24 protein-coding genes and 1 pseudogene are annotated in these 26,543 nt (G+C 69.5%); 14 read left to right on the forward strand and 11 right to left on the reverse strand.

From position 1 onward, the window contains the following. Positions 1-58: 58 nt before the first annotated feature. Positions 59-664: a dTDP-4-dehydrorhamnose 3,5-epimerase family protein gene (locus tag ABV606_RS03885; protein WP_353988429.1), complete on the reverse strand. Its 606-nt coding sequence runs from the start codon at positions 662-664 to the stop codon at positions 59-61. A 184-nt stretch (positions 665-848) separates the two neighbouring features. Between ABV606_RS03885 and rfbB the strand changes: the two genes are divergently transcribed. The 4 genes from rfbB to ABV606_RS03905 all read left to right on the forward strand — a co-directional run bounded on the left by rfbB (position 849) and on the right by ABV606_RS03905 (position 4,808). Beyond that, a complete protein-coding gene (gene rfbB, locus ABV606_RS03890) occupies positions 849-1,844 on the forward strand; it encodes a dTDP-glucose 4,6-dehydratase (protein ID WP_353988430.1) in 996 nt (331 codons plus the stop codon). Positions 1,845-1,846: 2 nt separating this feature from the next. Beyond that, complete coding sequence (rfbD, locus tag ABV606_RS03895; protein ID WP_353988431.1) at positions 1,847-2,731, forward strand: dTDP-4-dehydrorhamnose reductase; 885 nt, start codon at positions 1,847-1,849, stop codon at positions 2,729-2,731. 10 nt (positions 2,732-2,741) lie between these two features. Continuing rightward, positions 2,742-3,920: a glycosyltransferase family 4 protein gene (locus ABV606_RS03900; RefSeq protein WP_353988432.1), complete on the forward strand. Its 1,179-nt coding sequence runs from the start codon at positions 2,742-2,744 to the stop codon at positions 3,918-3,920. 126 nt (positions 3,921-4,046) lie between these two features. Continuing rightward, positions 4,047-4,808 carry an HAD-IIB family hydrolase gene (locus ABV606_RS03905; protein ID WP_281489174.1) on the forward strand — a complete coding sequence of 254 codons (762 nt, stop codon included), beginning with the start codon at positions 4,047-4,049 and terminating at the stop codon, positions 4,806-4,808. A 77-nt stretch (positions 4,809-4,885) separates the two neighbouring features. Here ABV606_RS03905 and ABV606_RS03910 read toward each other — a convergent pair whose 3' ends face one another. From ABV606_RS03910 to ABV606_RS03935, 6 genes and pseudogenes are all read right to left on the reverse strand, one after another. Further along, entirely contained in the window at positions 4,886-6,265 is a 1,380-nt protein-coding gene (locus ABV606_RS03910; protein WP_353988433.1) for an LCP family protein, read from the reverse strand. A gap of 109 nt (positions 6,266-6,374) precedes the next feature. Next, positions 6,375-6,839: pseudogene (purE, locus tag ABV606_RS03915) on the reverse strand (5-(carboxyamino)imidazole ribonucleotide mutase); the annotation flags it as partial. A 160-nt stretch (positions 6,840-6,999) separates the two neighbouring features. Continuing rightward, positions 7,000-8,232 carry a 5-(carboxyamino)imidazole ribonucleotide synthase gene (locus ABV606_RS03920; RefSeq protein ID WP_353988434.1) on the reverse strand — a complete coding sequence of 411 codons (1,233 nt, stop codon included), beginning with the start codon at positions 8,230-8,232 and terminating at the stop codon, positions 7,000-7,002. 222 nt (positions 8,233-8,454) lie between these two features. After that, the gene (locus ABV606_RS03925; protein WP_353988435.1) at positions 8,455-9,750 is read right to left on the reverse strand and encodes a UDP-glucose dehydrogenase family protein; all 1,296 of its coding nucleotides are present in this window, start codon (positions 9,748-9,750) and stop codon (positions 8,455-8,457) included. A 124-nt stretch (positions 9,751-9,874) separates the two neighbouring features. Beyond that, positions 9,875-10,417 (reverse strand): PH domain-containing protein, encoded by a 543-nt coding sequence (locus ABV606_RS03930; protein ID WP_353988436.1) that lies wholly within the window; start codon positions 10,415-10,417, stop codon positions 9,875-9,877. A 4-nt stretch (positions 10,418-10,421) separates the two neighbouring features. Beyond that, positions 10,422-11,285 (reverse strand): biotin--[acetyl-CoA-carboxylase] ligase, encoded by an 864-nt coding sequence (locus tag ABV606_RS03935; protein ID WP_353988437.1) that lies wholly within the window; start codon positions 11,283-11,285, stop codon positions 10,422-10,424. Between the two features lie 96 nt (positions 11,286-11,381). On the opposite strand from ABV606_RS03935, the gene ABV606_RS03940 reads away from it, so the two are divergent. From ABV606_RS03940 to ABV606_RS03975, 8 genes are all read left to right on the forward strand, one after another. Next, positions 11,382-12,230: a polyprenol monophosphomannose synthase gene (locus tag ABV606_RS03940; protein ID WP_353988438.1), complete on the forward strand. Its 849-nt coding sequence runs from the start codon at positions 11,382-11,384 to the stop codon at positions 12,228-12,230. A 262-nt stretch (positions 12,231-12,492) separates the two neighbouring features. Then, on the forward strand, positions 12,493-13,341 hold the full coding sequence (locus tag ABV606_RS03945; RefSeq protein WP_353988439.1) for an ABC transporter ATP-binding protein: 849 nt from the start codon (positions 12,493-12,495) through the stop codon (positions 13,339-13,341). Further along, positions 13,338-14,171 (forward strand): ABC transporter permease, encoded by an 834-nt coding sequence (locus ABV606_RS03950; protein ID WP_353988440.1) that lies wholly within the window; start codon positions 13,338-13,340, stop codon positions 14,169-14,171. Before ABV606_RS03945 ends, ABV606_RS03950 begins: the two co-directional genes overlap by 4 nt. After that, positions 14,168-15,544, forward strand: coding sequence for an amidohydrolase family protein (locus ABV606_RS03955; RefSeq protein ID WP_353988441.1), 1,377 nt, complete (start codon positions 14,168-14,170; stop codon positions 15,542-15,544). Before ABV606_RS03950 ends, ABV606_RS03955 begins: the two co-directional genes overlap by 4 nt. Before the next feature lie 139 nt (positions 15,545-15,683). Further along, positions 15,684-16,853: a hypothetical protein gene (locus tag ABV606_RS03960; protein WP_353988442.1), complete on the forward strand. Its 1,170-nt coding sequence runs from the start codon at positions 15,684-15,686 to the stop codon at positions 16,851-16,853. Then, on the forward strand, positions 16,850-17,509 hold the full coding sequence (locus tag ABV606_RS03965) for a hypothetical protein (protein WP_353988443.1): 660 nt from the start codon (positions 16,850-16,852) through the stop codon (positions 17,507-17,509). The genes ABV606_RS03960 and ABV606_RS03965 overlap by 4 nt, the downstream gene beginning before the upstream one ends. 4 nt (positions 17,510-17,513) lie before the next feature. Beyond that, positions 17,514-18,506: an LLM class flavin-dependent oxidoreductase gene (locus ABV606_RS03970; RefSeq protein WP_353988444.1), complete on the forward strand. Its 993-nt coding sequence runs from the start codon at positions 17,514-17,516 to the stop codon at positions 18,504-18,506. 25 nt (positions 18,507-18,531) lie between these two features. Continuing rightward, entirely contained in the window at positions 18,532-19,488 is a 957-nt protein-coding gene (locus ABV606_RS03975; RefSeq protein WP_281489161.1) for an LLM class flavin-dependent oxidoreductase, read from the forward strand. A 145-nt stretch (positions 19,489-19,633) separates the two neighbouring features. Here the strand turns inward: ABV606_RS03975 and ABV606_RS03980 are convergent, their stop codons facing one another. Continuing rightward, positions 19,634-20,503 carry an LLM class flavin-dependent oxidoreductase gene (locus tag ABV606_RS03980; protein WP_353988445.1) on the reverse strand — a complete coding sequence of 290 codons (870 nt, stop codon included), beginning with the start codon at positions 20,501-20,503 and terminating at the stop codon, positions 19,634-19,636. A gap of 358 nt (positions 20,504-20,861) precedes the next feature. On the opposite strand from ABV606_RS03980, the gene ABV606_RS03985 reads away from it, so the two are divergent. Next, positions 20,862-22,433, forward strand: a complete 1,572-nt coding sequence (locus tag ABV606_RS03985) for an acyl-CoA carboxylase subunit beta (protein ID WP_353988773.1) — start codon at positions 20,862-20,864, stop codon at positions 22,431-22,433. Next, entirely contained in the window at positions 22,430-22,714 is a 285-nt protein-coding gene (locus tag ABV606_RS03990; protein ID WP_353988446.1) for an acyl-CoA carboxylase subunit epsilon, read from the forward strand. The genes ABV606_RS03985 and ABV606_RS03990 overlap by 4 nt, the downstream gene beginning before the upstream one ends. A gap of 491 nt (positions 22,715-23,205) precedes the next feature. Here ABV606_RS03990 and ABV606_RS03995 read toward each other — a convergent pair whose 3' ends face one another. The 3 genes from ABV606_RS03995 to ABV606_RS04005 are packed head-to-tail and all read right to left on the reverse strand — an operon-like array spanning position 23,206 to position 26,471. Then, the gene (locus tag ABV606_RS03995; RefSeq protein ID WP_353988447.1) at positions 23,206-24,246 is read right to left on the reverse strand and encodes a hypothetical protein; all 1,041 of its coding nucleotides are present in this window, start codon (positions 24,244-24,246) and stop codon (positions 23,206-23,208) included. Next, positions 24,243-25,757, reverse strand: coding sequence for a sensor histidine kinase (locus tag ABV606_RS04000; protein WP_353988448.1), 1,515 nt, complete (start codon positions 25,755-25,757; stop codon positions 24,243-24,245). Before ABV606_RS04000 ends, ABV606_RS03995 begins: the two co-directional genes overlap by 4 nt. 21 nt (positions 25,758-25,778) lie before the next feature. Further along, positions 25,779-26,471, reverse strand: coding sequence for a response regulator transcription factor (locus ABV606_RS04005; RefSeq protein ID WP_353988449.1), 693 nt, complete (start codon positions 26,469-26,471; stop codon positions 25,779-25,781). Between the last annotated feature and the right edge of the window lie 72 nt (positions 26,472-26,543).

Here is a 26,543-nt window from a genome sequence, read left to right on the forward strand (position 1 = left end):
GAGAGCTGGGGGTCTGGCGCGGTGGCGCCAGAGTCGACGCACGAATACGGGGCGAACGTCAGCGCGCGTTGAGCTCCGCGTAGAAGGCGCGCGCGGCGTCCCAGGTGGGGAGCAGGCCGGATGCCGCGGCCTCCGCCAGCGACGGGGCCTCGGTGTCTTTGGGTGACAGCAGCGGCTCGCCCGCGGCATCCGGGAACACCAGCGCCACCTCGGGGTCGAGCGGGTTGATGCCGTGCTCGCGGGGCGCGTTGTACACGTCGGTGACGAGGTAGCTCACGGTGGCATCGTCGGTGAGCGCGACGAAGCAGTGCCCGAGACCCTCGGCGATGTAGATCGCACGGCGGTCCTGGTCGTCGAGCAGCACGGAGTCCCACTGACCGAACGTCGGCGAGCCCACGCGGATGTCGATCACGAAGTCGAGCACAGCACCGTGGGTGGCCGTCACGTACTTCGCCTGGCTGGGCGGGATATCGGCGAAGTGGATGCCGCGCACCACCCCGCGCTTCGACACGCTCGTATTCGCCTGGCGCAGGTCGAGCGAGTGCCCCACCGCCTCTTCGAGCCGGTCGAAGCGGTACCACTCGAGGAAGACGCCGCGGTCATCGGCGAACTGCTTCGGCGTGATCTCGTAGGAATCGGGGATGCTCAGCTCGCGAATCTGCACGAGGGCGAGTGTAGTCAGCGGCGCAGTGAGACGCTCTCGCTCAGGCGATCACGGAGGCGGCCTCGGTAGACTCGGGCGGTCGCCGGTGGGATGCCTGCGGCATCCGTTCATCGCATCGACCGCGACCGCGCGAACCGGCCTCCTCGGCTCGCGCGCGACGGCCGAACGAGCAGGAGCAGCATTCGTGAAGATCCTTGTCACCGGCGGTGCCGGGTTCATCGGCTCGAACTTCGTCCACTACCTCATCGAGCACTCCGACCACACGGTGACCGTGCTCGACAAGCTCACCTACGCCGGCAACCTCGCCTCGCTCGAGGGTCTGCCCGACAACCGGTTCCAGTTCGTGAAGGGCGACATCTGCGACGCCGCGCTCGTCGACGAACTGTTCGCGAGGCACGACGCGGTCGTGCACTACGCGGCGGAGAGCCACAACGACAACTCGCTCGACGACCCGAGGCCGTTCCTCGACACGAACATCGTCGGCACCTATACGCTCCTCGAAGCCGCGCGTCGCCACGACATCCGGCTGCATCACATCTCGACCGACGAGGTCTACGGCGACCTCGAGCTCGACGACCCGCAGCGCTTCACCGAGACGACGCCATACAACCCGTCGAGCCCGTACTCGTCGACCAAGGCGGGCAGCGACCTGCTCGTGCGCGCCTGGGTGCGATCGTTCGGCGTGAAGGCCACGCTCTCGAACTGCTCGAACAACTACGGGCCGTACCAGCACGTGGAGAAGTTCATTCCGCGACAGATCACCAATGTGCTGCTGGGCGAGCGTCCGAAGCTCTACGGCACGGGCGAGAACGTGCGCGACTGGATCCACGCGAACGACCACAGCTCGGCGGTGCTCACCGTGCTCGAGAAGGGGCGCCTCGGCGAGACGTACCTGATCGGCGCCGACGGCGAGCGCAACAACAAGCAGGTCGTCGAGCTGATCCTGCGCGAGATGGGGCAGCCGGCCGACGCCTACGACCATGTGAACGACCGACCGGGGCACGACCTGCGCTACGCGATCGACCCGAGCAAGCTGCGCGATGAGCTGGGATGGCGACCGGCGTTCGCCGACTTCGAGGCGGGCCTTGCCGACACCATCGCGTGGTACCGCGCCAACGAGGCGTGGTGGATGCCGCAGAAGTCGGCCACCGAGGCGCGCTACCAGGCGCAGGGCCAGTAGCCATGACGCGGATTCTGGTCGCGGGCGCGGGCGGCATGCTCGGGCACGACCTCATGACGGTGCTCGAGGGCCGGGATGCCGTGGGCCTCGGCCGCGCAGAGCTCGACGTCACCGATCTCGCCTCCGTGCGGGCCGCGGTGCGCGAGACCGGTATCGGCTCGGGTGACGCCATCATCAACGCTGCGGCGTACACGAGGGTCGACGACGCCGAGGCCGACGAGGATCGCGCATACGCGGTGAACGCGACCGGCGCCCGGCACCTGGCGATCGTCGCGGCAGAGGCTGGGGCTCGCCTCCTGCAGGTGTCGACCGACTACGTGTTCGACGGCACCGCGTCCACTCCCTATGCCGAAGACACCCCGCGCAATCCCGTGAGCGCGTACGGCCGTACCAAGGCCGAGGGCGAGCGTCTCGCGCTCGAGGCGCACCCGGCGGGCGCCTTCATCGTGCGCACCGCGTGGCTGTACGGCGAGCACGGCGGCAACTTCCCCGCAACGATGCTGAAGCTGGCGGCATCCCGCCCCACCGTCTCGGTCGTGACCGACCAGGTCGGCCAGCCCACCTGGACCATGGATCTCGCGAAGCAGCTCGTGGCCCTCATCGACGCCGACGCGCCCGCCGCGGTCTACCACGGCACCAACAGCGGGCAGGCGAGCTGGTACGAGTTCGCTCGCGCCGTCTTCGGGGAGGCCGGGCTGGACCCGGCGCGAGTCGAGCCGACGGATTCGGCGAGCTTCGTGCGTCCGGCCCCGAGACCCGCGTACTCGGTGCTCGGGCATGACGGCTGGGCGCGGGCGGGCGTGCCCCCGATGCGAGACTGGCGCGAAGCCCTCTTCGAAGCCGTCTCGACCGGAGCCATCTCATCGGGAGACAGCACCGCGCAATGAGGGTCGCATCATGATCACGCTGCGCGTCGTGCTCGACGACATGCGCCTGCCCGGAAGCATCGGCAGGTACTCGGAAGAGCTCGCACGGGCCCTGATCGAGACCGCCCCGGCCGGATGCGGTGTGGTGGGCATCGTGTCGGCCGCCCACGACTCCGAGATCAAGGCGATCGAGAAGGTGCTGCCCGGTCTCGAATCGCTCGTGCGGTTGCGCATGAGCCGACGCGCGCTCCAGACACTGTGGGTCGCGGGCGGCAAGTTCGAGCAGCTGGTGCCGAACGGCGCTCGCCGCCTGCTTGCAGACACCGGCGGGCTCAGCGGCATGCTGCACTCGACGAGCCTGCTCGCCCCGCTGCAGGCGAGCGACCGGCTCGAGGCGCGCGGCCGGCAATCTGCGGTGACGATCCACAGCGCCGCCGCCTTCACCAACCCGGCCACGATGTCGACCGCCGAGGTCGCGTGGCAGCGGGCCATGATCAAGCGCGCGGCCAAGCACGCCGACGCGATCGTGGTGCCCACGCACAGCACTGCCGAGCAGCTGTCGCACTTCGTCGACGTGGGTGAACGGGTGCGGGTGATCAGCGCGGCCGTCAGCTCGAAGCTGCGAGTGCCCATCGACGCCGACGCGCGCGCGGCGGCGCTCGACCTGCCCGAGCGATACCTGCTGACGACGGGCAGCCTCAATCTGGCGCGCGGACTCGGCGATCTCATCACGTCGATGGCGACCGGTGCGGCTCCTGACGTTCCGCTGGTCATCACCGGCGCCTCGGATGCCGCGCGTGAGGCGATCGAGCAGCACACCGCATCGCTTGGCCTCGACTCGTCGCGCGTGCGCGTCTACGGCAGGCTGACCGACCAGGAACTCGCCGTCGCGCTCGACCGGGCGACGGTCTACGTAGCGCCGACGGTCGACGACGGCATCGGCCTGCCGCTCATGGAGGCGCTCTCGTTCGGCGCTGTCTCGGTGTACTCGGATGCCCCGGCGCACCTGGAGGTGGCGGCGGGCGCCGGCCTCGCGGTTGCTCGCGACGACCGCCGCAACTACCCCGAGCGCCTCGCCATCGCGATCGGCGAAGCGCTCAGCGACGGAGAGCTCGCGGCACGCCTCTCGGTGCTCGCTTCCGACCGCGCCAGGGCATTCAGCTGGCGCGACTCGGCCGAGAAGGTGTGGCAGCTTCACGCCGACCTCTAGCACGGCGCTTCTGGGGCTGGTCGCTTCTGGCCTGGTCGCTTCTGGGCCGCGGCATCCTCCGTTCACTCCCCCGCCAGGCCCGACTCATCGCCGGTTCTGAGGGCGCCCCGGGTACCATTGAACGCCATGCCATTCGAACTGATCGCCTTCGATCTCGACGACACGCTCGCGCCATCGAAGTCGCCGCTGCCCGACGAGATCGCCCACCGCCTGGGTGAACTGCTGCAGACCACCGAGGTCTGCGTGATCTCCGGCGGGCAGTTCGAGCAGTTCCGCAAGCAGGTGGTCGATCGGCTGCCGCAGCTCGACGACGAGGCGCTCGCACGACTGCACCTGATGCCCACCTGCGGCACCCAGTACTTCAGGCACGGCGAGTACGGCTGGTCGGCGGTCTACGCCGAGCACCTCACCGACGACGAGAAGCAGCGAGCACTCGACGCGGTCGAGGAAGAGGCTCGCCGGCTCGGCTACTGGGAGACCGAGACGTGGGGTCCGATTCTCGAGGACCGCGGCTCGCAGATCACGTTCTCCGCGCTCGGCCAGTCCGCTCCCGTCGACGCGAAGGCCGCGTGGGACCCGACGGGCGAGAAGAAGAATGCCCTGCGCGCCGCAGTCGCCGAACTGCTCCCCGACCTGGAAGTGCGCTCGGGCGGATCGACCTCGGTCGACATCACGCGCAAGGGCATCGACAAGGCCTACGGGATGCAGCGGCTCTCAGACGTGACCGGCATCCCGCTCGACGAGATGCTCTTCGTGGGTGACCGGCTCGACCCCGACGGCAACGACTACCCCGTCAAGGCGATGGGGGTGCGCTGCCACGAGGTGAGCGGCTGGGAAGACACCGCGGAGTTCCTCGGCGAGCTCATTCCGCAGCTCATCGCGCGCTGACGCGCGGCCGCGAGGCGAAGCGCAGCGAGTCGGGACGAAGCGCAGTTCGCGCAGCGCCGGTCGACCCGCCGCGGCGGCTACTGCTCCTGCTCGCGAGGCGCCACGGCATCCGCCACGAGCGAGTGCGCGACGTCGAAGTCGGGCATCACATTGTCGATCGTCGGCGGCACGAGGTCGAGCTCTGTCACCGGTTGCTCGCGTGACTTCTGCGCCAGTTCGACGAAGCGACCCAGCATGGGCTGGGGAATATCGGTCTTCACCACCTGCACGCCCGCTGACGCGACCGCCTGGAACTTGCTGAGCACGTTTGCGGGGTCGGCCTGCGCGAGGATCGCCTCCTGCACCTGCCGCTGCCGCTCCATGCGGTCGAAGTCGGTGGTGTTGTAACGGCTGCGCGCGTACCAGAGCGCGGTGGCACCGTCCATGTGCTGCCGCCCGGCCTCGATCACGCCGATAGGAGGCTGCCCGTTCACGCCCAACTGCAGCGGAGTGGCGACGTCGATGGTGACCCCGCCGAGCGCGTCGACCAATTGCGCGAAACCCTGCATGTCGATGAGCACGGCGTACTGCACCGTGAGCCCGGTGACCCCTTCGACCGCGTCGCGCATGGCTTCGACCCCGGCCGTGCTTCCGCGTTCAGCAGCGTCGGGGTACAGGTCGGGGTGCTCCTCGCCGTACATGTACAGGTAGCTGATGAGGCAGTCGTCGCCGCAGTCGTACCCCGTCGGGAACGGGCCCCACAGGGGTGAATCGTCGGAGAACGGTGCGTTGTAGAGGTTGCGTGGGATGCCGATCAGGGTGCTCGCACCGGTCTCGGCGTCGACGCTCACGAGTGAGATGCTGTCGGGCCGCAGCCCAAGCCGGTCGGGTCCAGCGTCACCGCCGAGCAGCATGATGTTGTAGCGGCCGTCGACGGGCTCGGCGATGTGACCGTCACCGAAGAGGCTGGCGATCGCGTCACGGCCGACGCCGGTGAGGTACCCGAGGTACGCCGCACCGCCCACAGTGGCCAGCAGTGAGAGCACAGTGAAGCCGGCGATCAGCGGTCGGGCACCCGGTGCGGCGCGCACGATGCGCGCGAGCCTGAGCGCGTCGACCGTCAGCACCAGCCAGAGCACTGCGTAGGCGAGCGCGAGCAACTGCACGGCCCAGAGCACGATGATGTTCGTCGCCATCGTGAGCAGGAATGCGCGAGCGGCGAACCACAGCACCAGCGCAATGACGAGGAGGGTCCACAGCAGGAGCGTGGCGCCCAGGCCGAAGCGCCCGAGCCGACGGTTGCCGGCGAGCACCTGCGCCGAGCCGGGGATCACGAGGTTGAGGACGACCAGCCACCACGCGCGTCCGGTCATGATGCGGGGCGAACCGGTATCGGGCTGACGAAGCGGCGTGCCGAAGGTCGCGGCACCGTCGAACGGCGTCGCTGCCGGTGGGGCGTGCGTGGTGTGCGGGGTCACTGTCCGCGGGTCACTGGTCCTGTGCGCGCTCGGTGGCGGTGGTGGGCTGAGCGGTGGTGACAGGCTGAGCAGTGGTGACAGCCTGAGCAGAGGCGGCCGGCGAGCCGGTCAGCGTCTGCTGCAGCGCCGCGTTCTTCTCGGCCACCAAGTGCTCGAGCTCGGCGGCGTAGTTCGCCAGGCGCTGCTGCAGGGCGGCATCCGTCGTTCCCAGCATGCGAGCCGCGAGCAGTCCGGCGTTGCGCGCGCCGCCGATCGAAACGGTCGCGACCGGGATGCCTGCCGGCATCTGCACGATCGAGAGCAGCGAGTCGAGGCCGTCGAGCTTCGCGAGCGGCACGGGCACTCCGATGACCGGCAGCGTCGTGACCGAGGCGACCATTCCAGGGAGATGAGCCGCTCCCCCGGCGCCCGCGATGATGACACGGATGCCGCGGTCGGCTGCTCGAGCGCCGAACTCGATCATCTTGCGGGGCGTGCGGTGCGCCGAGACGACCTCGACCTCGTGGGCGATGCCGAACTCAGCGAGCACTGCCGAGGCCTGCTGCATCACCGGCCAGTCGGAGTCGGAGCCCATGATGATCGCGACCAGCGGGCCGCCGACGTTTGGCTCGCCCGCGGGAGTGTGGTGCGGTCCAGGCTGCACGGGAAGGTGCTCCGGCTCGTGCGAGAGGTGGTGCTGGGCCTGCTGCGATTGCGGCTGCGACGGTTGCGACACGTGGTCCATGGTAGGCACCTCAGGCGAAGTGAGCGGCGGCGGCGCGCGCCCGCTGGAGCACGTCGTCGAGGCGATCGCCCGTGACCGTGACGTGCCCGACTTTGCGCCCGGGTCGCGGGTCTTTGCCGTAGTTATGGATCTTCGCGGTCGGCTCGGCTGCGAGCGCCGCGCCGTACCGGCTGTCGAGCGGGCCGTCTTGCGGGCCGCCGAGGATGTTCACCATGACGCTCCACGGAGCGAACGGCGAGGTGTCTCCGAGCGGCAGGTCGAGCACCGCACGCAGGTGCTGCTCGAACTGGCTCGTGGTGGAGCCGTCGATGGAGAAGTGCCCCGAGTTGTGCGGGCGCATCGCCAGTTCGTTCACCAGCAGGCGCCCGTCGCTCGCCTCGAAGATCTCGACCGCGAGCACCCCCGTGACACCGAGGCCCTCGGCGATCGCGCGGCCGAGCTGCTCGGCGCGTTCGACGAGGTCGGCCGATGCGGGTGACGCGAGGTGGCGGCCGTGCCGTGCCGCGGCGGTCCCATTCGCCTCGACCGTGGAGGCGCCGGCATCTGTGTGCTCATCGGCGGCGGGTGCGGATGCCGGGGCCGGGGCGATGACCTCGACGCACACGCCGTCGCGCTGCAGGGTCTCGACCACCGGCCACGCGGCGATGTCGCCGCTCGGGCGGCGGGCCACGAGCTGCGCGAGCTCGCGGCTGAAATCGACGAGCTCCTCGGCGAGCAGTGCCCCGCCTCGAGCATCTTCGGCGAGGGCGGTGAACCAGTCGGTCGCCTCGTGAGCCGCGCGCACGACGCGCACGCCCTTGCCGTCGTACCCGCCACGCGCGGTCTTCACGACGGCTGCGCCGCCGTGCGCGTCGATGAACTGCTGCAACTCGTCTTCAGTCTCGACCGCGGCCCACGCGGGAACCGGCAGCCCCAGTTCGGTGAGCCGCGCGCGCATGTCGATCTTGTCCTGCGCGTACTGCAGGGCGTCGGGACCCGGGTGCACCTCGACGCCGCGCTCCACGAGGGCGCGCAGCACCGGCTGCGGCACGTGCTCGTGATCGAAGGTGACCACGTCGACCGTCTCGGCGAAGGCGAGCACGGTGTCGAGGTCGCGGTAGTCGCCGACCTCCGATGCTGCGAGCGCCGCCGACATGCCCTCAGTCTCGGCGAGCACGCGGATGTCGAGGCCGAGGTTGATGGCCGCGGGGATCATCATGCGCGCGAGCTGCCCGCCACCGATCACGCCGACTTTCAAGGTCATGTCGCTCCCGCTGGATTGTGGGGTTGTGGTCTCGGGCGGCGTTCGCTCGGATCGCGGCCCGATCCATTCTGCCCTAGGCACGCTTCACTTCATGCCCACTGGCGACGCCGCCAACAGCATCCGCGCCAATTGCTCGTGAGCGCGCCACTTCCTCGTGGCGCGCACTCGAGGGACTGGCGCGGACACCGGAGAGAAGTGGAAGTCGGAGGATGCGCGCACTGCCTAGGGGCGCCCGAGGGCGCGATAGTGCCATCCGGCGGCCCGCCAGACCGCGGGGTCGAGGCAATTGCGGCCGTCGATGATCACTCTCGCCGCGACCAGCGGTGCAAGGCCGTGCGGGTCGAGCGTCTTGTACTGCGCCCACTCGGTGACCACGACGATCGCGTCTGCGTCGCGGGCGGCGGTCGCGGCATCCGGCGCATAGTCGAGCCCGGGGCACTTCGATCGGGCAGTCTCGATCGCCTTGGGGTCGGTGGCGACGACGTGCGCGCCCTCGTCGAGCAGGTGCATGGCGACGTCGAGCGCGGGAGAGTCGCGCACGTCATCGGAGTCGGGCTTGAAGGCGAGGCCGAAGACCGCGATGTTCTTGCCCTCGAGCGACCCTCCGACCGACTCGCGCGTCAGGTCGACCATCCGGCTGCGGCGCCTGAGGTTGATGGCGTCGACCTCGCTCAAGAAGCTGAGCGCCTGGTCGACGCCGAGCTCTTCGGCGCGGGCCATGAAGCCGCGGATGTCTTTGGGCAGGCATCCCCCTCCGAACCCGAGCCCCGCGTTCAGGAAGCGGCGGCCGATGCGGGGGTCGTGACCGATCGCATCCGCGAGTTGAGTCACGTCGGCGCCAGTCGCCTCGGCGATCTCTGCCATGGCGTTGATGAATGAGATCTTGGTGGCGAGAAATGCGTTCGCGGCGACCTTGACGAGTTCAGCGGTGGCGTAGTCGGTGACGATGCGGGGGGTGCCGCCCTTGATCGCGCCCGCATAGACCTCGTCGAGCACTGTGACCGCCGCTTCATCACCGGGGGCGATGCCGTACACGAGGCGATCGGGGCTCAGCGTGTCGTTGATGGCGAACCCTTCGCGCAGGAACTCGGGGTTCCACGCGAGCCTTGCGCCAGTCGTTGCGACGCGTTCGGCGAGACGCGCGGCGGTGCCGACGGGAACGGTCGATTTGCCCACGACCAGGTCACCGGCGCTGAGGTGCGGAAGCAGGCCGTCGATCGCGGCTTCGACATAGCGGAGGTCTGCCGCGTTGCTATCGGGTTGCTGGGGCGTCCCGACCGCGATGAAGTGCAGGTCGGCATCCCGCACCGCGCCCATATCGACGCTGAAGCGCAAGCGGTCCCGGGCTTCGACGAGCAGCTCGCTCAGCCCTGGCTCGAAGAAGGGCGCGATTCCTCGGGCGAGGGTCTCGACCCGCGCCGGATCGACGTCGATGCCGACGACGTCGTGGCCCAGTTTCGCCATGCTGGCGGCGTGGACGGCCCCCAGGTATCCACAGCCGATGACCGAGATCCGCACGTCTGCACACTAGCGGCGGCGAAGCGCCCGCGTCACCCCTTTTCGCCGAAGCGACACGCAGGCGACGCAGAGCGTTCACGATAGGGCGTCGCGGTTGCCGGCTTGCGCAGCGCGGCCCGACGACCTATCGACTGCCCCAGACGGTCGTCTCGTCATGGGGCCGAGCCTGCTCGCGCTGACGGATCCCGGCCATCATCGTCTGCCCTTGCTCCATCAGATCGTGCAGCGCGGCCTGCACGAGGTCGGCGTCGGGCACATCGCGCAACACGGTCGCATGCTCGAGCCCTGTGTTGATCAGCACGTCTCCGGTGCGGAACAGCGTCTGCAGGCCGTTCTTCCTCACGGTCACGTCATAGCCGCGGCTGTGAAGGAGTTCTTGGCGCACTCGTACCAGGAACCCGCTGCGCAGCACGATCCTGCGCGTCGTGATGGTGTAGTACCTGGCGAGCCACGCGAAGTACGGCAGCACCCAGAGCAGGACGGCCAGCAGGGCCGCGCCGGCCAGCACGATCCACGGCGACCACGGCTCCGGGAACTTCCCGATGAAGTATCCGGTTGCGGCGCAGATCGCGATCAGTGCGATGGTCGGCCAGAACATCGCCCGCGCGTGCGGCCTGAGCCGGGCGATGACGACCTCCGGCTCTCGGGTCACGGGCTGCTGCGACATGCCCTCATTCATACCGCAGGTGCGTGATGTCACCGGCGGCGACAGCGTGCTCGACACCGTCCTCGGCGCGCACCAGCAGCCGACCCGAGTGGTCGATGCCCTCGGCCGTGCCCCGCAGGCGCTGGTCACCGGGAAGGTGCACGAGCACTGGCTCGCCGACCGTCGTGCAGGCTTCGGTGACCTCGGCGCGCAGGCCGGCGGCATCCGCGTCGCCACCGTGGGCGCAGTACCGCCGGTACAGCTCCTCGAATCGCTCGAGGAAGGCGAGGAGCGCGATGTCGCAGAGTTCCGCAGTGCTGGGTCCGAACGCACTGGGGGCTGCGTCGCTGGATGCCGCAGAGCTGACGCGGCCCGCACCGCTGCCCGTTGCGCGGCCCAGGTGAAGCGCGAGCGATGTCGAGACAGGCGTGGGCAACGATTCCGCGGGAATGGCGACATTCAGGCCGGCACCGACGACGACGGCATCGCGGTCGAGCTCCGAAAGGATGCCGCTCGCCTTCAGCCCGGCGATCTGCACGTCGTTCGGCCACTTCAGCCCGACGCGAGCTGCCGATCCGTGCGCTTGCAGCGTCGCCTCGACCGCTTCGGCCATCGCGAGACCGGCCAACAGCGGCAGCCAGCCGATGTGATCGAGGGCGACCGGCCGGCCTGCACCGTCGCGCGGGCGGAGCAGCACTGAGACCGCGAGCGTCTGTCCCGCGGGCGAGATCCAGCTGCGGCCGAGGCGGCCGCGGCCCGCGGTCTGGTGATCGGTGACCACGATGCTGAAGTCGGGCGCTTCCGAACCGCGCAGCTCGTCGTTCGTCGAGGGTGACGAGTCGACGACGCGCAGCTGCGGGAATCGCTGCCTCGACCGGGAGAACTGCATGCGCCCAGGCTAACGCGGTGCGAGTCCATCGCGGCGGCGCCTTGCGACGGACTCCCTGCACGGGCGGAATAGCGCGAGGGCTGGCACAATGTGCCGGTGGCTTCAGTCGGCGCGCGCCTGCTCGTGATCACGCCGACGTACAACGAGGCGGACAGCCTCGAGCGCGTGATCGCCCTGCTGCTGCAACAGCAGCCGGACGCCGATGTGCTGGTCGTCGACGACTCCAGCCCCGATGGAACCGGCGCGCTCGCCGATGCGCTGGCCGAGCACGATCCGCGAGTGCACGTGCTGCACCGATCGAGCAAGACAGGGCTCGGCGGCGCCTACCTGGACGGCTTCGCGTGGGCCCTCGACCGCGGCTACGACGTGATCGTGCAGATGGATGCCGACGGCTCGCATCCGGCATCCGCTCTGCCTGCGATGCTCGAGCGGTTAGGGCCTGTCGCCGCGACCGAGGCGAGCGAGACAGGTTCGACCGGAGGAGCGGGCCTCGACGATGCGCTACCCGCAGCCGGGCACCACACCGCAGCCCCCGCTCAGGCGGTCGACACGCCGGGGCTCGTCATCGGATCGCGTTGGGTGGCCGGCGGCACGATCGCTCATTGGCCGAGGCACCGCGAGTGGCTGAGCCGTGCCGGCAACAGCTATGCGCGGGCGATGCTCGGCCTGCCGGTGCGCGACACCACGGCGGGTTACCGTGTCTGGCGCGCTGATGCCCTGCGCCGCCTGCCCCTCGATCGTGTCGTGTCGCGCGGCTACTGCTTCCAGGTCGACCTGGCACGCAGGGCGCAGGACGCCGGCATCGGCATCGACGAGGTGCCCATCACGTTCATCGAGCGCACGCAGGGCCGGTCGAAGATGAGCTCGGCGATCGTCGTCGAAGCGATGCTCCGCGTCACGTGGTGGGGGCTTCTGAAGCGCTTCCGCCGAACCACACGAGCGTAGGGACTCCGGCGCGATCGCGCCACGACATCGCGTCATCCAGCGAAGCAGAACGTCATACGACGGCACACGCGGTCACATGGCGAAACCTGGCGCGGCAGCGCCGCCCGTCGCGTCTACCGTTGCCGCCACGACACCGTTCCGAAGTCGGCCAGAGCGCACCGCGCAACACTCGCCGCCGCGACGCCCCGCCCTGACGGGGCGTCGCGGCGGGTGGAGCGCAACGGCATTTCAGGGCGACGAACGACGCAGAGGGGGAAGCAGCATGCCGGTCATCGACACGCAGCGCGAGGAGCGCATCGCGCCGACGTCGGCCGCGCACGCCTCGGCCGACCACAGCGTGCAGCCGGGCCGTCCGGCACATGTGCAGCCGTTCGAAGAGCCCACCGCAGAGGGCATTCGCTTCCGAAAGGCAGCGAAGACGTATCGAGGCGGCACGGAAGCGCTGTCGTCCACGAGCTTCGCCGTCGCACCGGGCGAGTTCGTCTCCCTCGTGGGGCCCTCGGGCTGCGGAAAGTCAACGTTGCTCCGGCTCGCCTCAGGGCTCGACACCGTGTCGAGCGGGAGCGTCGAGGTCAACGGCGAAGTCGGCTACATCTTCCAAGACGCGAGCCTGCTGCCCTGGCGCACGGTGCAGCGCAATGTCGAACTGCTGGCCGAACTCGAAGGCATCGACCGCGCGACCCGGCGGGCGCTCGCCGCCGACGCGATCGCGTTGACCGGGCTCGCCGGGTTCGAACAGCACCGGCCCCTCGCTCTCTCGGGCGGCATGCGGATGCGGGTATCGATCGCGCGGGCCCTCACGCTCCGCCCGGGGGTGTTCCTGTTCGACGAACCGTTCGGCGCACTCGATGAGATCAGCCGTGAACGGCTCAACGACGAGCTCCTCGGCATCTTCGCGCGTGAACGCTTCGCCGGGCTCTTCGTCACGCACTCGATCGCGGAGGCCGTGTACTTGAGCACGCGTGTGCTCGTCATGTCGGCCAGACCCGGCAGGATCGTCGCCGAGCTCGAGGTTCCGTTCGACCACGACCGTTCGCCCGCCCTGCGCTTCGACGCCGCCTTCTCCCGGGTCGCCTCCGAGGTCTCCGAAGCCTTGCGAGCGCACTCATGAGCGCGCCGCTGAGCCGCGGGAGGCGAACCGCCGACGCTCCCGCGAAGCGCGTTCGGCGCATCGCGGCGCCGTTCATCGTCTTCGCAGCGGTCGTGACGCTCTGGTGGCTGTTCAGCACGTATGGGCTCGAACAGCACAAGCGCTTCCTGCTGCCACCGCCGGGGCAGGTGGTCGCGGTCGGGCTGCTCGACCCCCGGAACCGCGGTGAGATCATCGACGGGCTGCTCGCGACCGCGCAGGTCGCGCTCGTCGGCCTCGTGCTGTCGATAGTGATCGGCACCGTGCTCGCGCTGGTGATGAGTCAGGCGGTCTGGGTGGAGCAGTCGATCTACCCCTGGGCGGTCGTGCTCCAGACCATTCCCGTGCTCGCGCTCGTGCCCCTCATCGGGTTCTGGTTCGGTTACGGGTTCGGCAGCCGAGTGCTCGTCTGCGTGCTCATCGCGCTGTTCCCGATCATCACCAGCACGCTCTTCGGCCTGCAATCGGCCGAACGCAATCACCGCGACCTGTTCAGGCTTCGCCGCGCCGGGCGCTGGCACACCGTCACGAAGCTGCTGCTCCCCGGGGCGCTCCCCGCGATGACGACGGGCTGGCGCACCTCGGCCGGCATGTCGGTCACTGGCGCGATCGTCGGCGACTTCTTCTTCAGGCAGGGGCAGGCCGGCATCGGCCGTCTGCTCGACGGCTACACGCAGCGGCTCATGCCTGAACAGCTCTTCGCCGGCGTCTTCATCACCTCTGCCTTCGGGCTGCTGGTGTTCTGGGGCTTCGGTCTCATCACCCGGCTGCTGATCGGCTCATGGCACGAGTCGGCGAGGACGTCGCAATGAGCGCACCCGGCCGCGCGCTCCTGCTGGGGGCGCGCACGATCGATGGCGAAGCGATCGACATCGGCGTCGTCGACGGGGTCATCGACGAGGTGGGCGCGCCGGGCTCGTTGTCGCACTCGCGCACGGCGATCGACGATGCTGCCGAGCGGCTCGACGGCACCGAACTGCACGATCTGAGCGGCTTCATCGTGCTGCCCTCCTTCGTCGAACCGCACACCCACCTCGATAAGACGCTCACCATCGATCGGGCTCCGAACCCCACCGGAGATCTCGATGGTGCGATCGCCGCCTGGCTGCGAGAGCGTCCGCTGCTCACCGAAGACGACGTCTACCGTCGAGCGGAGTCGACGCTGCGGCGAGCGCTCGCGAGCGGGGTCACAGTGCTGCGCACTCACGTCGATACGGCAGCCGACACCGGCCTCGCGGCAGTGCGTGCGTTGCTCGCCCTGCGCGAGCAGTTCAGCGGGCTCGTCGAACTGCAGGTCATCGCGGGCCATGCCCTTCCGACGAGCGGGTCGGATGCCGTCGCCCACACGCGCGCGCTGCATGGCGCGATCGAACTCGGCGTCGACGGCGTCGGCGGCGCTCCCAGTCTCGACGTCGACCCGCCCGCCGCGCTGGCGCGCGTTGCGGCCCTTGCCCGTGACGCAGGGCTCCCGCTCGATCTGCACATCGACGAGACGACCGACCCGGGTGTGTTCCTCCTGCCGCTCGTGACCGAGCTCGCCGAGCGCTTCGACCACCCGATCACCGTCGGCCACATCGTGAGCCTCGCATCACAAACGCCTGCGGTGCAGCGAGACGTCGCACGCCGACTGGCCGCAAGCGGCGTCGGGGTGGTGACCCTTCCGCAGTCGAACCTCTACCTTCAGGGCCGCGCGGCCGTGTCGGGCACCGCGAGGCACCCGCGCGGGATCACGGCGCTCGACTCGCTGGGCGACGCCGCGGTGACGGTCGCGGCGGGCGCCGACAACATCGCAGATCCGTTCAACCCGGTTGGAAGAGCCGACCCGCTCGAGACCGCGTCACTGCTCGTCACCGCGGGCCACCGCCCATTGCACACGGCGCTGAGCGCGATCACCGACGCCGCCCGCGCGGTGGTCGGGGCGCCGCCCGTCAATCTCGTCCCGGGGTCCGACGCCGATCTCGTCGCAGTACGTGCCACCTCGCTCGCCGACCTCATCGGCCGGGCTCCGGCCGAGCGCATCGTGTTCCGGCGGGGCCGCGTCGTGTCGCGCACGGCCGTCACCGAATGGCAGGCGCCCCTCGACCCGTCCGGCGGCACGCGCCGCCTGGCAGGCGAGCACGGTGGGCACCGCCGGAACCGGCGACCCGTGACCGCCACCGACCGAATGCCGACAGCCGGCCGCTGACCGCCGCACCCCGCCCACGACAGACCGAGCACAGCAGCCTGCTGCGGTCGAACGAGCGGCGCGGCGGTCGCCGGCATCCCGCGCAGCCGTGCTCCACGACCGACGACCTGAACGACCTCTCTGATTGACAAGGACTCCCATGAAGAAACGAACCACCGCGGCGGCTGTGCTGACCGCAGCCGCGCTCACCGCCTCACTCGCCGCGTGCGCCACCCAGACCGACAGCGGAGCCTCGGCGCCCGAGCAGAACGCGGTCATCGAGGGCAGCGCCGCCGCGCGCTACACCACACCGCTCGCCGACGTCTGCCCATCGACCATCAGCATCCAGTGGAACTGGTGGCCACAGGCGGACCACGGCTGGACGTACCAGCTCATCGGCGAGGCCGGTGAAGTGGACGCAGAGAAGTACACGTACACGGGGCCGCTCGGCAGCACGGGCGTCGACCTCGAGATCCGGGCCGGCGGACCGGCGACCGGCGGTCAGCTGCCGCTCGCCCAGCTCTACTCCGACGACTCGATCACGTTCGGCATCACCACCACCGACGACTCGATCGGCGCGTCACAAGATTTCCCGACGGTGTCGGTATTCACCTACGCGGTGAAGACGCCGCTCGTCTTCTTCTGGGGTGACGACGAGTGGGACTTCAAGAACCTCACCGAGGTGAAGGAGTCGGGCGAGACGGTGCTCGCATGGGAGGGCGCGCCCTACCTCGACGTGCTGACCAGTCTCGATCTGCTCGACCCTGCGCAGATCGACGCCTCCTACAAGGGAGACCCCGCCCGATTCGTGCTCGAAGAGGGCAAGGTGCTGCAGCAGGGCCTGCTCACCAGCGAGGTCTACAAGTACGAGCACGACGTTCCCGCGTGGGGAAAGCCCGTGAAGTACGTGAGCGTCGGCGATGAGTACGACGCCTACACGAGCCAGGTCAGCATCCGCGCCGACCAGCTCGAGGCCCAACGACCCTGCCTCGAGAAGCTCGTACCGCTGTTCCAACAGGCTGCGGTCGACTACGCCCACGACCCGGCGCCCACCAACCAGGTGCTGCTGGATGTCGTCGACCAGCTCGACGGCTCCGGCTGGGAGCTGACCCCGGGCATCGTCGATTGGTCGTCGACCATCGCTGTCGAAGAGGGCATCGTGGCGAACAGCCCAGACGGCGTGTTCGGCAGCTTCGACCTCGACCGCTTGAACGAGTACATCAAGGTCGTCGCACCGCTCCTCAGCGAACGCGGACAGAAGGTCGCGCCAGGACTCACCGCGGAGGACTTCGTCACCAATGAGTTCCTCGACCCGGAGATCGCCCTGTGAGCGCCCCGGCAGGAACCGTGCACGCGGGCGCGCCGCGCGCCGAGGTGAACGAGCCGGCCACGACCGCGCGCAGTGGCCGCTATATCGACGCCTGGGTCGATGTGGTGCCCCCGGCATCCGCCTCCGGCACGCTGAAGCAGGCGTACGACTGGCAGGCGGCGAAGCTCGGCGAGCCCACGGAGTACACGCAGCTCGGCAGCCTCATCCCCGAGCTCGTGCTCGAGCGGCTGCAGCTGTACAAGGTGGTCGACGCCGCTCGCGGCGAGCTCGATGAGCTCGAGTGGCGTGTGATCGCGTTCGTCACGTCACGGCTGAACGAGACGCCGCACTGCTCATCGGGGCTGGAGGTCAAGCTCGGCGAGCTCGGGCTCGGCCACGAGGCTCGTGAGCGTCTCGTCGCCCAGCACGCCGACCCCGACACGGGCGACGCGCGCCTCGACGCGCTCATCGCATACACGTCGAAGCTGACGCTCGCACCGGGGAGCATCCGCGAGCGCGACATCGAGCGCCTGCGCACTGCCGGCCTGAGCGATCGCGACATCGTGGCGGCGAACAACCTCTCGGCGTACTTCTCGTACACCAACCGCGTTGCGACCGGTCTCGGGCTGCGCACCGTCATTCCCACGGCTCACGCGCATGATGCGGTTCCCGAGTGACGTGATGGCGCCCAGTACAGCGGATGCTGCTTCATCCGGTCGCACCTCACCCCGCCGGGGCGTCTGGGTCTTCCCCAGCGCCCCGGCGCCCGCGCTCGTCGACGCCATCGTTGCGGCCGAAGCGCTCGGCGTCGACGAGTTCTGGATCGGCGACGAGGGACCCGCTCGCGACCCGTTCGCGGTGCTCGCCGCCGCAGCGCGGCTGACGTCGCGCATCCGCCTCGGCATCGCGGTCACGAACCCGTACCTGCGGCATCCCATGACCACCGCGATCGAGGCGATGACCATCGATGAGCTCTCGAACGGGCGGATGCTGCTGGGCCTCGGCCCTGGCGGACATGTCGCGCTCGGTCCGGCCGGCGTCGAACGGTCGCGTCCGCTCGCCGCCGTGCGAGAGGCGCTCCGCCTCATCCGGGCGGTGTCGCGGGGCGAGTCGACTGAGGGGTACGACCCTCCGCCAGGAGCCTTCACACGGCCTGGACTGCAGGTGCACATCGGCTCGCGCAGTCGACGGTTTCAGGAGCTGGCCTCACGCGAGGCCGATGGGGTGTTTCTCGGCGGCATACCCCGCTCAGCGCTCGGTCAGACGATCGCGTGGGCGCACTCGGTGCGGACGATACCGCTCGGTGTCTACAGCACCGGCGTCTTCGGTGAAGCGGATGCCGAGGCGCTCCGCCCGCGAATGATCATGCCGCTCGCGGACTCCCCCGACCACACCCTCGACGCGCTCGGGCTTGAGCGCGTCGCTGTGCGCGCAGCCGCCGAAGCCCTCCTCGAGGGCGACGCGACCGCGGCGCAGCGGCTCATGACCGACGAGATCTTCGACGACCTCATCATCTCGGGCACCCCTGACCGCATCGGCGGCGAACTGGCCGCTCGCGTCGAGCGCTTCGCGCCCTCGACCATCGGTCTCACCTTCACCACCGCCGACCCGCTCAGGGTCGTGGAGCACAGCGCCTCAGCATTCGAGGTCATGAACCGTCGGCTGCACCGCTGAAGCGGCGAACCGGAAGGGAAACCGCATGACGATCGGCGTCATCCTCCACGTCGACAACCCCGCGCTCGACGACGCGGTGCAGATCGCACTCGCGGCCGAAGACGCGGGCGCGACCTGGATCGGCCTGCCCGACGCATTCTGGTGGCGAGACACCTGGATGATGGCCCTCGAAGTCGCCCGGGCCACCCGGCGCATCGCGGTCGGGCCGCTAGTGACGAACCCCTTCATGCGCCACCGGTTCCACACGATCTCAGCGCTGGCGACGCTTCACGAAGCAAGCGATGGCCGGGCCATGCTCGGGCTCGGGGCCGGCGGGAGCGAGATCACGGATGCCGCAGGCATCAGTCGCGGCGGCGCGGGCCCCGCGATCGCCGACCTCGTGCGCGGCATGCGTGCGGCGGCATCCGGCGCGCCCCTTCACGAGCCGAGCAAGCGGCATCTCTCAGTGCCGTTCACCTCTGCGCCACGGGTGATCGTCGCCGGGCGTGGACGGGGCGTGCTGCGCGCCGCCGGAGCGGTGGCCGATGCCGCTCTGCTCTGGGCGTTGCCGGCGCGTGAACTATCAGCGGCCGTCGGCACGGTTCGGGATGCCGCTCGTGCACGTGATGCCGAGCCAGCTGTCATATGGGCCCCGCTCGTCGACCACACGGGTGATGCGCGCGAACAGACCGCGTATGCCGTGGTGAACAGCAGCCAGGAGTCGCACCGCGCGTGGGGGCTCGACGCCGACGCGGTGGCGGAATTGCGCAGCATTGCGGTCGCGGAGGGCAATCGTGTCGCGAGCCGGCTCGTGCCCGGATCGATCGCCAAGGAAATCGTCGTACCGGGCGACGATCCCAATCGCGCTGCACAGCTCGCGGCAGGAATCGGTGCCAACGAGATCGCGGTGCGCGCGGATTCCGCCGACGGGGTCGGGGCGCGGGTCGATTGGGCTCGCCGTGCGCTGCTCGCCGCCGCTGCTGACGTCACGTCTGCGCGCTGAGTCCGCCGAGACGGCACTCGGCCTCCCCGAACGCCGCCGCCGAGGAAGTCGGCGCGCTCAACGGCGCTCCGCTGCAACGCCTCGGCTGACAAGAACGCCCCGTCACCGTCGCACCATTCGGTGCACGGTGACGGGGCTTCGTGGTTCACGCCGCGTCGCGTGCGAGCAGCTCGCCGAGCGCGGGCAGCACCTCATTCACGAGAGCGCGCGTGGTGCGCAGCGACGACTCGTCGTCGTTGCCGGGAATGAGGGAGACGTCGTCGACGCCGATCCGCGCGTAGGCGCGGAGCTGATCGGCGATGTACTGCGCCGGTCCAACGATCTTGCTGCCGGAGAGATGCGCGGCGTGCTGCGGGAGCTCGGCGAGCTCGACTGCGATGCGAAGCCCGAACACCCCGCCGCCCCGCGCCTTCCAGCCCTCGACCGTCGGGGCCAGCTCGGCAGGCGTCGCCGCGCGCGCTTGGAACGGGAGGCCTCGGGCGAGCGCCTTGCGCTGGGTGCCTGCAGCACCGGCGAGCCAGAGTTGCGGGTGCACGCCGTCGAGCGGGCGAGGCGAGAGCCTATGCCCCGGCGCGAGCCGAAGATGTTCCGAGGAGTACTCGTCACCGGCGAACGCGGCGATGAGCCCGTCGAGCAGCTCACCGAAGATCGCCCCGCGCCGGTCGAAGTCGACGCCTCGGTACTCGAACTCGTGACGCCAGAATCCCGGTGCCACCGCGAGCACGTGGTTGCCACCGGTGAGGTTGTCGAGCGTCGACGACTGCTTCGCCAGCCATTGCACATCACGCAGCGGCAGCACGCTGGCGCCCAGGCCGACACGAACGCCGGGGTATCGCCCGGCGAGGAACGCGAGCCAGGTGAGAGGCTCCATGCCGCCGGACCAGCGTGGGAACTGCTCCATCTCGAGCAGGCCCTCTCCGAGCCAGAACGTGTCGATGCCGCCTTCGACGGCGGCGTCCGCGACCGCGAAGGAACCGTCGCGGGTGTGACCGAAGGGCGAGATCCCGATGCGCATGGGTGAGTCTCCTGATCGACGTGCTGAGAGGCGCCGGGCGTGAGCCGGTGCCCGTGCGGCGAGGTGCTGATCGACGCGCGGCAAGCCTAGACAGCGGGTGGCGCGCGGCATCCGTTCGTGTCGGAAAGCGACGTCCTGTTGCGGCATGTGACGTGGCCACCGCTTCGGCGCCGACGAATCGGCGACGCCGATCTTGTGCCCTCTCGACAACAGGGTCGGCGTATTCCTCGTAGGTAGAGTGAACTGCGTGACCGCCGACACCGCCACACCAGCAGCCGACTCAGCATCGACCGACTCAGCAGCGACCGCCTCAGCAGCCCAGCCTGCGGAGCCCGCTGGAGGCCCCGCCGCCCCCGATCTGACGACGACCGCGGGCAAGATCGCCGACCTCAAGCGGCGCTACCACGAGGCTGTCACCGCCAGCGGCGAGGCGGCCACCGCCAAGCAGCACGCGAAGGGCAAGAAGACCGCCCGGGAGCGCATCGAGCAACTGCTCGACCACGGTTCGTTCGTCGAGCTCGATGAGTTCGTGCGGCACCGCACCCACGCCTTCGGCATGGAGAGCAAGCGCCCCTACGGCGACGCGGTGGTCACCGGGCTCGGCACCATCCACGGACGTCAGGTCGCCGTGTACTCGCAGGACTTCACGATCTTCGGCGGTTCGCTCGGTGAGGTCGCGGGCGAGAAGATCATCAAGGTCATGGACCTCGCCCTGAAGACGGGGGTGCCGATCATCGGCATTCTCGACTCGGGTGGCGCCCGCATCCAGGAGGGCGTGGTCGCCCTGGGCAAGTACGGCGAGATCTTCCGGCGCAACACCCAGGCATCCGGTGTGATCCCCCAGATCTCGATCGTCTGCGGCCCGGCCGCCGGCGGCGCGGTGTACTCGCCCGCGCTCACCGACTTCGTGATCATGGTCGACAAGACCAGCCAGATGTTCGTCACCGGCCCCGACGTGATCAAGACCGTCACCGGCGAGGACGTCGGCATGGAGGAGCTCGGCGGGGCGCTCACCCACAACAAGACCTCCGGCGTCTCGCACTACCTCGCCAGCGACGAGGACGACGCCCTCGACTACGCGCGCACCCTCATCAGCTACCTGCCCGACAACAACATGGCGGACGCGCCCGTGTATCACTCCGAGGCCGAGCTCGAGATCACGGATTCCGACCGCAAGCTCAACGCGGTCATCCCCGACTCGCCGAACCAGCCCTACGACGTCATCTCGATCATCGAGCACGTGATCGACGAGGGTTCGTTCCTCGAGGTGCAGCCGCTCTTCGCCCCGAACATCGTGATCGGCTTCGGCCGCGTCGAGGGCCGCACCGTCGGCATCATCGCGAACCAGCCGAGCTCGATGGCCGGCACGCTGAACATCGACGCCGGCGAGAAGGCATCCCGCTTCGTGCGCTTCTGCGACGCGTTCTCGATCCCGATCCTCACGCTCGTCGACGTGCCGGGCTACCTGCCGGGCACCGACCAGGAGTGGACGGGCGTCATCCGGCGTGGAGCGAAGCTGCTCTATGCCTACGCGGAAGCGACCGTTCCTCTGGTGACCGTGATCACCCGCAAGGCCTACGGCGGCGCGTACATCGTCATGGGATCGAAGCAGCTGGGCGCCGACATCAACCTGGCCTGGCCGACCGCCGAGATCGCGGTGATGGGCGGACAGGGCGCGGTGAACATCCTGTACCGCAACGAGATCCGCGAGGCGGAGGCGAACGGCGACGACGTCGCTGCAGTGCGCACACGGCTGGCGAACGAATACACCTACAACGTCGCGAGCCCGTTCCTCGCTGCCGAGCGAGGCGAGCTCGACGGAGTGATCGAACCCGCTGCCACCCGCGTGGCGGTCATCAAGGCACTTCGTGCGCTGAAGACCAAGCGCGCGGCGCTGCCCGCGAAGAAGCACGGAAACATCCCGCTGTGACGACTGCGGAGCGTGCTGAGGCCGGGGCCGGCAACGGGGCGAGCGCGGCGGATGCCGGCATCGCCCCGCCTGCGCCCGAGCTCGACCTGCGCCTCGTCGGCGGATCGCCCAAGCCCGAGGAACTCGCCGCCGCGCACGCTGTGCTCGAGCAGGCCGTTCGCGAGCTTCACGCCCATCACGAGGACGCGGACGCCGGCAGCAGCGCCTGGCAGCGCAGTCAGCGCTCGATGCGCACGCCGATCACGCCGGGCCCCGGGCGCTGGCAGGCCTTCGGTCGCTGACCCGGTCGGCTGGCATGGGTCGCTGCTGTCGAGCCGCAACCCGACTGCCACGGCTTCAACCGCAATGCGCGGCATGCGATGCGGAGCATGCTCGACACCACGCGGAGCGGAAATGAAAGGAGGGGCCGTGTGATCAGCACGGCCCCTCACTAAACCCCGAGCCAGAGTCATAACCCGAATATCACCCTGACTCGCCCCCAAGCCATTAGCACGCTTACCCTAGTCAGCTAATGGCCTGTCGGCGCCCGGAGGCGCCTGGCACTATCTATTGTGGGGCACCTCGAGCATAGGCTGCAGTCGTCATTTCGGGGGACGACCGGGGGACAATTGCGGCCAATTCGCAACAAACTCCCGCGTAATCTCGCGGTTCTTCGCAGATCACTGGCCCAATAACGGGGTACAGCCGACGACCAAATCGAGGACATCGGCGTCTCGAAATCGGTCCAACCAGCGGCACAAGCGGGACGAACTGGACTTTCCGATGCCTGTACTCAGGTCGTGAGAACCGGCCGAGGGATCTCCAGCCAGAGCGCCACCTCGTCCTCATGGTCGAGGCCCAGCGCGAGCGCTGAACCGTCATCGGAGACCTTGATCCCGACGACGGTGACGGCGACGTCAGCGGCATCCGGCACGGAGCGCACGATGATCCGGTCGGCATCCGTCTTGCTCAGCGCGTCGGCGAGAGTCGACAGCACCCGGTCGAGTTCGGCGGCCGGCATGCCATCGAGCCCGCCCTCGTCGAGCAGCGTGACGGTCGCGCCGCGCTGGCGGGCCGCCATCACCTCGCGCCTCACAGCGTCGTTGAGCAGCAGCCGCCCGCGGATCTCATCTCGGATCGCGGCCTCGAGGTGGCGGCACTCAGCGCGCTCGCTCTCGCTGAGCTCCCCACCCGCCTCGGCGATTCGCTGCAGCATCGGCAACGCGGTGCGGCTCGTCTGCGCGAGACGGAATTGCCGCTCGTACAGGTGCGCCTCCTGCGCCGCCTGCCATTCGGCCGCTTCTCGCTCGGCGAGCGCGAACTTCGACGCGTCTTGAGCCGCACGGCTGAGGCCGCTGCTGAGGATGTGCGACACCGCGACCCAGACGACACTGCCGACCACTCCGATCGCGCCGAGCGCTCCAGGCCCGGCCCAGAGCACTGTCTGCACGACGAGCGTGGAGATCCCAACCCACGCGTAGCTGTGCCGACGGCGCGTCGACGTGATCGTCATCAGGGTGCCCACGGCAGCGACGTACCAGGTCGCGTACCCGTTCCCTCCCTGTCGCTGCGGGTCGAGCTGCGAGGTGACGAGCAGGGGCAGCGCGATCACCACGGCGACGTTGAGGGCGGCGAGCCAGTGCGGCATCCGCATGCGCCCGGTCCGCACCAGACTCAGCGCCGTGGCGACCGAGTACAGCCCCATCGCGACGAAGATCGGAAGCGCACTGGCGGCGTAGCCCCGGGTGAGCGAGTGGAACGCGAGCACGAGGTGATACGCCGAGAACAGCGCGCCGGTGCCGACGATCAAGACGCGGGGCACTCCGAGCTTCATTGGCGCTCCTCTCCCCCGACGGTCACGTCCAACTGCGGCACCTCCGGCTGGGTGGCGGCGTCGCCGCCCCACACGAGCCTGATGACCGTGCCACGTCCGGGCGTGCTCAGCACCTCCGCTGCGCCGCCGACCTTCGCGAGGCGTTCGATGATCGAGACGCGCACTCCCAGACGCTCGCGGGGCACCGCTTCGAAACGGAACCCGGTGCCGTCGTCACCCACCTCGACCACGACGCCGCCCGGGTCGATCGCGCTGATCGACATCCAGCGGTGCACGGCCTTGCCGGGCCGAAGCCCTTTCCCAGCGTGCTGGATCGAGTTGACGAGGGCCTGCAGCGCGGCCGACCGCACGGCCTCCACGACCACGGCGGGAACAGCGCTGTCGCCGAGCCCGGTTGCGACCACTCGTACCGGCTCGGCGAGCGCGGCCGCCGCTTCAGAGAGCTCGCACGCGAGCGTGGTGAGCTGCACCGGCGCTTCGACGCCCGGAGCATTCTCGGCGGCATCCGCGAGGTGTCCAATGGCCGCGCGCGCCATGCCGGCGGCGAGCGCCTTCGCCGAGGGCGTCTCCGCACTCGCGGCTGAGAGCAGTGTCGTGAGCACACTGTCGTGCACGATGGCGTCGACCTCGACGCGTTCGAGTTCGGTGGCGTGCTGACGCACGGCTGCGCCGTACTGCTGCAGCGCGGTGCCCTGCGCGACGTCGACAGAGTCCGCCGCCTGCCGCAGCATCGTGACGATGATCATGACCGCGCCCCCGAGGATGATGGCGTAGATCACGTCGAGCACGGCGAGCAGCGGGTCACGCGCACCGCCGACTGGCAGCATCCGGAAGACTCCGTAGAGCACCGGAACCGCCACGAGGTAGACCCCGGCGACGCGACGCGAGAATCCGATGGCGGCGGTCGCGGTCGCGACCGTGAGCAGGAAGTACAGCCAGTGGTTGTCCTCCCCGTCGGGGAAGGGCTGATCGACCATGGTCATGCGCGCCAGCATGGTCAGCACGTAGGCGATGGCTACTGCGGCGTGACCGATGCGCACGAAACGGCGCACCATCGACGCGACGAACGCGACGACGAGCATCGCGAAGAGCGCGATCGCGAGCGCACCGAAGGGCGAGCTCCACTGCCCGTCCATCTGCGCGAGCATCGCCGGGACCGTCTGAGCGCCGAAGACCAGACCAAACACCGCGACGCTGCGTGAGATCACCGACTCGACTGCGCGCCGGCTGATCGGCGATCGCACCTGCCGCGGGTCGCTCCCCTTGGGTGCGGCTTGGCGCGCGCCGTGCATGCCGCCCGCGCCGGGATCGCTCATGCCGTCGACAGGCGAAGCAGGAGTTTGAAGCGCGGCGCGCCCCTGCTTCCCCGCGCGCCGGCCCGAGTCGGCTCGGGCCACGGTCGGGTTGCCGGTGCTCGCCTCATGCCCGGTCACGGGACCGCGCCCGGCGGCATCCCGGTCGCTCACGGCCCGGTGCTTGCGCGCACCACGGCGACGGGGCGGCCACGCCAACGCGCCTCCCACGTCGCTCGACTACCTCGCGCCGTCGGCGTCGAGGTCGAGCCCGGGCAGGATGCCGTCTTCCACTGCGCGGCGCAGGAGATCGACCTTGGTGGGTGCCGGTCGGCCGACCTGCACGTACTTCTCTCGGATGCGGTCGAGGTACTCACGGGCGGTCGAGTACCCGATGCCCAGCCTTTCGGCCGCCAGCTTCAACGGCAGTCCGGAGGCGTAGAGATGAAGGATCTCGCGCTCGCGGCGACCGAGCTGCGCTTTCGCGAAGTCGCGATCGGCGTCGATCGCGCTCGCCCACTCGAGGTTGTTCAGCACTTCGCCGCGCGCAACAGTCTCCGCTGCAGCGAGCACCGTCTTCGTGGAGGACGACTTGGGAATGACTCCTGCCGCGCCCGCGGCAAGCGCCTCTCGAACGCTCGCGACCCGGTCAGCGATGCTGTGCACGAGCACGGCTGAACCGGTCGCCTGCACGTTCTTCACGTTCTCGGTCACGGTCGATCCGTCGCCGAGCGACAGATCGAGCACGACGACGTCGCATTCCCGACCGTCGAGCTGTTCCGAGAGCTGCCGCACATTGGGCGCCTCGACCAGGAACTCGAAACCGGCCTCGATGAACGCCGCTTTCAGGCCGAGCCTCACCGACTCGTGATCATCGACCACCGAGACGCGCACCGTGCGGGTCGCCTGGGGTGAACTTGCGTGGAGAGTCACAGTCCTCCTGACGAGTGTTCGAAACGGTCATCACGCGGGCGCGTGCGCGTGCGCCGTGCCAGCCCCCGGCAT

Origin of the sequence: Ruicaihuangia caeni (assembly GCF_040536845.1) — a bacterium.
GTDB classification, from domain to species: Bacteria; Actinomycetota; Actinomycetes; order Actinomycetales; family Microbacteriaceae; genus Ruicaihuangia; species Ruicaihuangia caeni.

What these genes read in the sequence shown, in the direction of transcription:
- ABV606_RS03970 (WP_353988444.1), top strand. Translation starts at nt 17,514, where the DNA reads ATGGCGCCCAGTACAGCGGATGCTGCTTCATCCGGTCGCACCTCACCC.
- ABV606_RS03930 (WP_353988436.1), bottom strand. Translation starts at nt 10,417, where the DNA reads ATGTCGCAGCAGCCCGTGACCCGAGAGCCGGAGGTCGTCATCGCCCGG.
- ABV606_RS03960 (WP_353988442.1), top strand. Translation starts at nt 15,684, where the DNA reads ATGAAGAAACGAACCACCGCGGCGGCTGTGCTGACCGCAGCCGCGCTC.
- ABV606_RS03905 (WP_281489174.1), top strand. Translation starts at nt 4,047, where the DNA reads ATGCCATTCGAACTGATCGCCTTCGATCTCGACGACACGCTCGCGCCA.
- ABV606_RS03950 (WP_353988440.1), top strand. Translation starts at nt 13,338, where the DNA reads ATGAGCGCGCCGCTGAGCCGCGGGAGGCGAACCGCCGACGCTCCCGCG.
- ABV606_RS03975 (WP_281489161.1), top strand. Translation starts at nt 18,532, where the DNA reads ATGACGATCGGCGTCATCCTCCACGTCGACAACCCCGCGCTCGACGAC.
- rfbD (WP_353988431.1), top strand. Translation starts at nt 1,847, where the DNA reads ATGACGCGGATTCTGGTCGCGGGCGCGGGCGGCATGCTCGGGCACGAC.
- ABV606_RS03920 (WP_353988434.1), bottom strand. Translation starts at nt 8,232, where the DNA reads ATGACCTTGAAAGTCGGCGTGATCGGTGGCGGGCAGCTCGCGCGCATG.
- ABV606_RS03945 (WP_353988439.1), top strand. Translation starts at nt 12,493, where the DNA reads ATGCCGGTCATCGACACGCAGCGCGAGGAGCGCATCGCGCCGACGTCG.
- ABV606_RS03980 (WP_353988445.1), bottom strand. Translation starts at nt 20,503, where the DNA reads ATGCGCATCGGGATCTCGCCCTTCGGTCACACCCGCGACGGTTCCTTC.
- ABV606_RS03995 (WP_353988447.1), bottom strand. Translation starts at nt 24,246, where the DNA reads ATGAAGCTCGGAGTGCCCCGCGTCTTGATCGTCGGCACCGGCGCGCTG.
- ABV606_RS03900 (WP_353988432.1), top strand. Translation starts at nt 2,742, where the DNA reads ATGATCACGCTGCGCGTCGTGCTCGACGACATGCGCCTGCCCGGAAGC.
- ABV606_RS03955 (WP_353988441.1), top strand. Translation starts at nt 14,168, where the DNA reads ATGAGCGCACCCGGCCGCGCGCTCCTGCTGGGGGCGCGCACGATCGAT.
- ABV606_RS03935 (WP_353988437.1), bottom strand. Translation starts at nt 11,285, where the DNA reads ATGCAGTTCTCCCGGTCGAGGCAGCGATTCCCGCAGCTGCGCGTCGTC.